At 38.1% G+C, this 7,287-nt stretch carries 8 protein-coding genes; 6 read left to right on the top strand and 2 right to left on the bottom strand.

What is annotated here, in order from left to right:
• From M901_RS08450 to M901_RS08425, 6 genes are all read left to right on the top strand, one after another.
• Positions 1-193, top strand: a 193-nt coding sequence (locus tag M901_RS08450; RefSeq protein ID WP_034721407.1) for a hypothetical protein, incomplete at its 5' end; no start/stop codon positions are given.
• A 52-nt stretch (positions 194-245) separates the two neighbouring features.
• Positions 246-1,958, top strand: a complete 1,713-nt coding sequence (locus M901_RS18260) for an ABC transporter ATP-binding protein (RefSeq protein ID WP_021277772.1) — start codon at positions 246-248, stop codon at positions 1,956-1,958.
• 45 nt (positions 1,959-2,003) lie between these two features.
• Positions 2,004-3,320, top strand: a complete 1,317-nt coding sequence (locus M901_RS08440) for an MATE family efflux transporter (RefSeq protein WP_021277774.1) — start codon at positions 2,004-2,006, stop codon at positions 3,318-3,320.
• 9 nt (positions 3,321-3,329) lie between these two features.
• Complete coding sequence (locus M901_RS08435; RefSeq protein ID WP_021277769.1) at positions 3,330-4,298, top strand: YheT family hydrolase; 969 nt, start codon at positions 3,330-3,332, stop codon at positions 4,296-4,298.
• A 101-nt stretch (positions 4,299-4,399) separates the two neighbouring features.
• The gene (locus M901_RS08430; protein ID WP_034721404.1) at positions 4,400-5,380 is read left to right on the top strand and encodes a HAMP domain-containing histidine kinase; all 981 of its coding nucleotides are present in this window, start codon (positions 4,400-4,402) and stop codon (positions 5,378-5,380) included.
• Complete coding sequence (locus tag M901_RS08425) at positions 5,340-5,579, top strand: ATP-binding protein (RefSeq protein ID WP_021277771.1); 240 nt, start codon at positions 5,340-5,342, stop codon at positions 5,577-5,579. The genes M901_RS08430 and M901_RS08425 overlap by 41 nt, the downstream gene beginning before the upstream one ends.
• A 47-nt stretch (positions 5,580-5,626) precedes the next feature.
• Here M901_RS08425 and M901_RS16460 read toward each other — a convergent pair whose 3' ends face one another.
• Both M901_RS16460 and M901_RS08415 read right to left on the bottom strand, forming a co-directional pair.
• A complete protein-coding gene (locus M901_RS16460; RefSeq protein ID WP_021277770.1) occupies positions 5,627-6,811 on the bottom strand; it encodes a serine protease in 1,185 nt (394 codons plus the stop codon).
• Between the two features lie 221 nt (positions 6,812-7,032).
• Positions 7,033-7,287 (bottom strand): hypothetical protein (locus M901_RS08415; RefSeq protein WP_034721400.1); only part of this gene is annotated, 255 nt, incomplete at its 5' end.

The following is a 7,287-nucleotide window of genomic DNA, read 5'->3' as shown; positions in this document are numbered from 1 at the left end:
TCTCGATACCTATTTACAAGGGGCTCTTTCAGGATATGACACAAAGCTAAGCAAGGTCGTCACTTCTGAAGAAATGAGACCTAAGTGTTGGTTTAATAATGAAAAAACTACATATGACGCAGGTCAAATAGACGATAAAGTGAAAAGTTCTATTTATGATGGAATTAGTCGTGATTCTTCATGTCAGAAATGATATTAATTAGCATTACGGGTTAATTCTATTGAAAACGAAAAAAAGAGAATCTATGTCAGAAACACTACTAGAAATTAAAAACCTAACGATTGAATTTAGAACTGATGAAGGGACTGTACAAGCAGTTAAGAAACTTGATCTAACAATCCCAAAAGGGAAAACTGTTGGACTAGTTGGTGAGTCAGGTTCAGGAAAGTCTGTAACTTCACTTGCGATCATGGGTCTTATCCCTAATCCTCCAGGAAGAATTGCTGAAGGTGAAATCCTTTATCACGGTGAAGACCTATCAAAGGTTTCACAGGAGAGATTAAGAGAGCTACGTGGAAACAAGATCGCGATGATCTTCCAAGAGCCAATGACATCTCTAAACCCAGTTTTTACAACAGGTAACCAAATTGATGAAGTTCTTATGCTTCACCAAGGTTTAAATAAAACTCAAGCAAGAAAGAGAACGATCGAACTTTTTGAAGAAGTAGGAATCCCTACTCCAGAAGAAAGTGTTGAAAAATACCCACACCAGATGTCTGGTGGGCAGAAGCAAAGGGTAATGATCGCAATGGCCATGGCATGTGAGCCAGAACTCCTAATTTGTGATGAGCCAACAACTGCTCTTGATGTAACAATTCAAAAGCAAGTTCTTGAACTAATGTTTGATCTTCAAAAGAAGCACGGAATGAGTATGCTATTCATTACTCACGACCTTGCTGTTATCGCTGACATTGCAGACGAAGTTGCCGTAATGTTTAGAGGTGATCTTGTTGAACAAAATACGACAAAAGCACTATTTGAAAATCCAAAACACCCATACACGAAAGGTCTTCTCGCTTGTAGACCAAGCTTAACAGAGAACCCAACAAGACTTCTAACTGTTGAAGATTTCCTCGCAGCTGAAGATGATATTGATGTAAGCTCTCTTGAGATGAAGAAGCCTAGAGCTGTTAACGAGCAAGATAACCCAATCCTTCTTGAAGTTAAGAACTTCCAGAAACACTTCCCTATTAAAGGTGGAATTTTTGGTAGAACTGTTGATTGGTTTAAGGCCGTAGATAACGTTAACCTTCAAGTAAGAAAAGGTAGAACTCTCGGACTCGTAGGTGAATCAGGGTGTGGAAAGACAACTCTAGGAAGATCTATCCTAAGACTTATTGAGCCGACAGCAGGTGAAGTTGTTTACGACGGAATCAATGTTACTGATCTTGGTAAGAATCAAATGAGAAAGATGAGAGAAAGAATGCAGATCATTTTCCAAGATCCGTACTCATCTCTTAACCCAAGAATGACTATTGGTGATATCGTAACTGAGCCAATGGTAATTCACGGTATTGGTGGATCAAAAGCTGATAGATATAAGTATGCTGGTGAACTACTTGAAAAAGTAGGTCTTAAAGGAGATCACCTTAACAGATACCCACACGAATTCTCAGGTGGACAAAGACAAAGAATCTGTATTGCCAGAGCTCTTTCTCTTAAGCCAGAATTTATTATTTGTGATGAGTCTGTTTCAGCACTAGATGTATCTGTTCAAGCACAAGTACTAAATCTACTTCAAGACCTTCAAGATGAACTAGGTCTTACATATATCTTCATTTCACACGACCTATCAGTTGTTAAGTATATCTCTGATGAGATTGGTGTTATGAATAAAGGACAAATCGTAGAATACGGTCCAGCGGAAGAAATTTATAAGAATCCAAAAGATCCTTATACTAAGAAGCTACTAAGCGCTATTCCACTTGGAGTCCCAAAAGAATTAAGTAAACAATAGAATATTCCAAGGATCCCTTATGGGAGCCTTTTTTTTTGGACCAATATGTTAAATAAAATTCGACTTACTTTTAGAGAGTTATTTCTCTTCACGATTCCGCTTATCATCGGCCAGGTTGGCCAAATGCTCTTTGGGATTGGTGATACATTTATTGCTGGCCGCTACTCGACTGAAGCTCTCTCGGCCATTGGTGTTGGTTCAGCAATTGTAGCCCCATTTATTATGTTGGGAGTTTCAACACTCTTCTCTGTTAGTAGTATTAGTTCTCGAATTCGCGGTGAAGGAAGTTGTCCTAGAGATGAAAAGATGTGGGGAAGCTCACTTGTACTTTGTAGCTTTATCTCAGTTATCCTAACGGCTCTTCTCTATGTGCTGACATACAATCTTGATTACATTGGTCTTCATCAAGATATTCAATCAGAGGTTCAGGTTTTCCTCTACTATGTGGCCATTTCATTAATTCCTGCTCTTTTCTTTCACACAGCGAAAGAATACCTTCAGTCATTTGAAAAAACATTCTTTGCTAATGGACTCGTTATAGGGATGAATGTCGTCAATATTGGAATGAACTGGATTCTAATGTTTGGCTACGGTCCTATTCCAAGCCTTGGAGTAAAGGGTGCTGCCATAGCGACAATTATTACCAGAACTTTAATGGCAATTATCCTTTTAATTTACACATCAAAAGTTGTTCCTTGCTCACTTCATGTCTCTAAGAAGAGAGTGAATGAACTACTTAAACTTGGACTTCCTGTTGGACTAGGAACACTCGTTGAAGTTCTTATGTTCTCAACAGTCACTGTTCTTATTGGAAAGATGCCTATACATATCTCAGCTGCCCATAATATTGTTCTCAATATTGCAGGACTCACTTTTATGGTACCACTTGCAATAAATGGAACTGCGGGGGTAAAAGTCAGTTATGCTTTAGGGCAAAAGAATAAAGAAAAGATGGAAAGCTATGCCCTTGGATGTATTTTAATGGCAGAGGGCTTTATGATTTTAACGGCCTTAACTTATGTTTTGATCCCGACATTCTTAGTCTCCCTCTTTACTTCTGATCCAAAAGTTATTGCCTATGGTAGCGCACTATTCTTCTATGTTGCCCTCTTTCAAGTTCCAGATGGTCTACAAATTACAATGTGGGGAATTCTTAGAGGGATGGGAATTAGCAAGCTTCCACTGGTTCTAACATTCTGTGGTCACTGGCTAATTGCGATTCCTATTGGCCTGTACCTATCTTATAAGCTTAATATGCAGGCTAAAGGACTATGGGCCGGGCTGGCCATAGGACTAACTATTGTCTCACTGTCACTAGTAGGTCTATACTTAAAGAGAATTAAAAAAGTGCAGTTTGAATAAGGGGAACTCATGCCATTAGTTAAGTCCAATTACGATTGTGTTAAATTCTTACGCAATGGCCATATTCAAACGATACTTCCTTTTCTCTTTCGCATACCTCCAGAAAAACACCATGGAGAGAAAATTCATGTGGCCACACCTGATGGCGAGGAGCTTTCTTCCCTAAATTATAAAACAGACAAGTCTAAGAAACTTATCATTATCACTCATGGTCTTGAAGGAAATGGAGAAGATACTTATATCCTACATATGGCAAAGAATTTTCATCAAGAAGGTTATAATGTCGTAACTTGGACAATGAGAACTTGTGATGAAAATCTAATTCATAGAAATAAGTTCTACAATGGAGCTGACTTTTCTGACCTTGAAGTCATCATTGACTATTACAAAGAAGATATGGAAGAAATTTACTTAGTCGGTATTTCTCTCGGTGGCTCCATCACATGCAACTATCTTGGACGTTTAGGCCATGATATTGAAAAGAAGGTTTCAGGAGCTTTTGTTATTTCCACGCCACTTGATCTCGATTCCTCTTCAAGGGCCCTTTCATCTAGAGTCTCTAAGCTTCTCTATCAAGGTATCTTTGTCAGATCGATGAAGAAGAAAGTTCTTAAAAAGGCCAAGAACCTCAAGTTTCAAATAGACCTTAAGGCAATCAAAAAGGCTAGACTTGTTAGTGACTTTGATGAGCACGTTGTCGGTCCAATGTATGGCTATGAAAGTGGAAAAGACTATAGAGTTAAAGGTTCTGCACTTCCATATCTTAAAGATATTACCGTTCCTCTTTATATACTCAACGCTCTTGATGATCCTTTCTTAGGGGAAGAGTGCTACCCTTTTGAGTTTGCAGAAAATAGTGAACTCGTTTTCCTTGAAACCCCGAAAGTAGGCGGCCATGTCGGCTTCATAAGGCGCTCCCATGAAGAACTTTATTGGTATGAAAGCAGGATTCTACAATTTGTAAGTGGCTCAATTTAGAGACTATTAACAAAAGCTGACATTAATCACTAAAATTAATAGGGCCATATTTGTCCGGTCTAGATATATAATTTACTTTAGATGACTAAAGGCTCTTTATTATGAACACCGGACAATATATTGATAAATTAAGTCAAATGATTGCCAATCTTCAAAACCCTCAAGATGGTTTGAAGGAGAATTCATACCTATTAGACCTCTTCGATGTTGCCCTTTTTATCATTGATACTGATGGAGACATCATCTATTCCAATAAGACATTTTCAAGTCTCTTCAAGGGAAATCTTAATCTCAACAAGAATAACTTTTTTAAACTTCTAAGTTCTCCTCCTGCTAAGGATATCTTCACTAATCTTAAAACAGACAACTTCTTTGGTGGAGAGATCTCTTGGGCAAAAGGAACGGCGACGGCCTATGGGGATCTAAGACTTAAAGCAGTCGATCTTCAAGACAAGCAAGTTCTAGTGGGAAGTTTAAGAGATATTACCCACAGAAAAAATAATGAAAGGCAGAAATCTCTATTAATGAGAGATACCTTAAGTGAATTAAGTGCTGCACAAGATATGCTCATGGAATCAACAAAGCTCGCCACAATTGGAAAGCTGAGTTTAGAAATAAATCATGAGCTTCAGGTTCCCCTTCAAGTTATTGTCTCATCACAAAGTTTCCTAAAAGATCGTTTAGCAGAGTTGAATATTGATGATGAAGAGATCAATTCAATTCTCAAGGAATCCAATACGGCCGCAGCTAAAATTAGAAGACAGCTCGATCTTCTAAAATCAAAAGCTGACTCTTCAAGTGTTGAAGCCGAAGAAGAAATTAATTCAGGTGAAGTTCTTCTAAACTCTGTCAGTTATTTCTCTCACCGTTCTCAATCAAGAAAAGTGAAGATTCATACCGAGATCAAAAAGAATTTCACAGTGAAGGCGAATTACGACAAGTTCGAAAATGTTATTCTTAATCTTATTAGAAATAGTCTTGATGCTTTTGAAGCAAGTCCTATTTCAGATACAGATGAAAGGTATATAAAAGTTAGCTCTTTTGAAGATAGTAACCTATTTTCATATTGCTGTCGAAGATAATGGTCCAGGTGTTCCAGATAAGATCAAGCATCAAATCTTTGAGCCATTCTTTACAACTAAGGAATCAAGTGGAACCGGTATCGGGCTTTCTCTTTCTAAGAGATATATTGAAATTCTTGGTGGGGATATGTTTCTTAATCAGGCACAAGGAATAACTCGCTTTCAAATTTCTTTTCCAAAAGATCACTACAAAGAGTAAACCCCAGCTTACGCCGGGGCTTACATATATTCTCCTTTATTTATTTCTTAGTACTTCTTAAAAACAAGGTCATACTTGGCTTTTGCTCCTCTGTACCCAAATACTTTGACATAGTATGTGGCATTTGATGAAACTCTCATTCTTACTGACTCATTGTCTGATGAACTCTCCTTTGCTTTAACAAACTTGTAATTCGATCCAACCTTCTTATAAACTTTGAAATCAAGATCTCCTTCAGCATGTGAGAAGAAGATTGAGAAATCTAAAACTTCTCCCGACTTCATTGAAACAGCGTAGATATCAACATCCTCCTTTGAATCAATTGCTAAACCACGTACTGTTTTATTCTTTGCTAATGATGAGGCCTTTGCATAAGTATCGTTATCATCACCAACTTGAGTATCATCTCCTTGGTCAGAACCTGTGTCAGTAGAACTCGCTGCTAACACCCCTGGGAAGTTTGCTTCGATATATGGAACGATTCGACTCATTGGAACTCCCATATTCTTTACTCCTCTTCCCATCCAGTTTCCACCGTATCCTGAGTTATGGATCGCGATAACTTTATTTGAATCAGCAGAGAAGATTGGACTTCCTGATGACCCACCAAGGGTATCAGCATTGTGAGAAACCATATCTGTTACTTCTGTTACCTTTCCTTCTGAGTATTTCTTTGACCAGTCACAGTCATAGTCTGAGTAGTAATCACAGTTTTGGTGAACAACGTAAACATCATCACCGGCCGTAGCACCAGAACCATCTAGTTCTACCTTTCCATATGTTTGCCCTGGAGTCCCACTACACTTTACTAATGAGAAATCCAATTGAGCATTTGTTCCGACATATTGTGTACATGAGATTTCTGCGTAATCAGATTTCTGTCTTCCAGTTTCATGCTTCATAAAAACTTTCATTCCGACAACATCTCTCGCTGACTTGATACAGTGATTATTTGTCATCAACACATTGTCAGCAACTAAGAAACCTGTACATCTTCCGCCATTAGCAAATTGAACATCTGCGACTGCCCTTGATGATTTTCTAATAGGATTTTGTGAGCTCAGTTCAGTAACATCTCTCCAATCAACTTCACCGATGATGATCTTTGCGGCCTCATCTATTTCGGCGCTTCCAATTGGCGCTGTCTTCCCACAAGAAACAAGCATCATTGTCGTTGGTAAAACTAATGCTGCTGTTTTTAAAAATTTAGTTACGACCCTACTTTTCTTCATATCAAGGACTCCTTCCACTAGAGCAAAAAATGGAGACTTGAATTATTTCAAACCCCTCTCTGAAACTTAATATAGGAAAGGATTTGATTCTTGTGACCCCCTTGGCCTCTGAAGAGGACGAAAAAGTGCCAATTACAAGAAAATGTAAGATTTTAAACTTATATTACAATTGTTTTTCTGAAAGAAGGTGCCAATAAGGCCCTGAGACATGTAAGAAAAATCTAAATTTTCTTTAAATAGAAGCGTTCACCAGAGATTGTCTTTCCGTTTGAACCTTTGCCAGTGTATTTCATGGCCCTAAAATTCATCACTCTCTTTTTTCCAATGAATTTCAAATCTCCCTTTATCTGAGATTTTCTCAGGGAAACTTCCTGACCATTCTTATAAATGCATTTTTCAGTCCCGTACTTATGAAGCATAGACATCACTTTTAGGGTTACTTTAGTCTTTGTATCTGAAACAACAAGGGCCTTGTA

Source organism: Bacteriovorax sp. DB6_IX (assembly GCF_000447775.1).
Taxonomy (GTDB): Bacteria; Bdellovibrionota; Bacteriovoracia; order Bacteriovoracales; family Bacteriovoracaceae; genus Halobacteriovorax_A.
Note: the sequence above shows the minus strand (reverse complement) of the source record. Positions and strands in the feature narration are given on the sequence as shown.

Coding starts and splice junctions, on each gene's coding strand:
- M901_RS08430 (WP_034721404.1), top strand. CDS start 4,400: ATGAACACCGGACAATATATTGATAAATTAAGTCAAATGATTGCCAAT.
- M901_RS08435 (WP_021277769.1), top strand. CDS start 3,330: ATGCCATTAGTTAAGTCCAATTACGATTGTGTTAAATTCTTACGCAAT.
- M901_RS18260 (WP_021277772.1), top strand. CDS start 246: ATGTCAGAAACACTACTAGAAATTAAAAACCTAACGATTGAATTTAGA.
- M901_RS16460 (WP_021277770.1), bottom strand. CDS start 6,811: ATGAAGAAAAGTAGGGTCGTAACTAAATTTTTAAAAACAGCAGCATTA.
- M901_RS08440 (WP_021277774.1), top strand. CDS start 2,004: ATGTTAAATAAAATTCGACTTACTTTTAGAGAGTTATTTCTCTTCACG.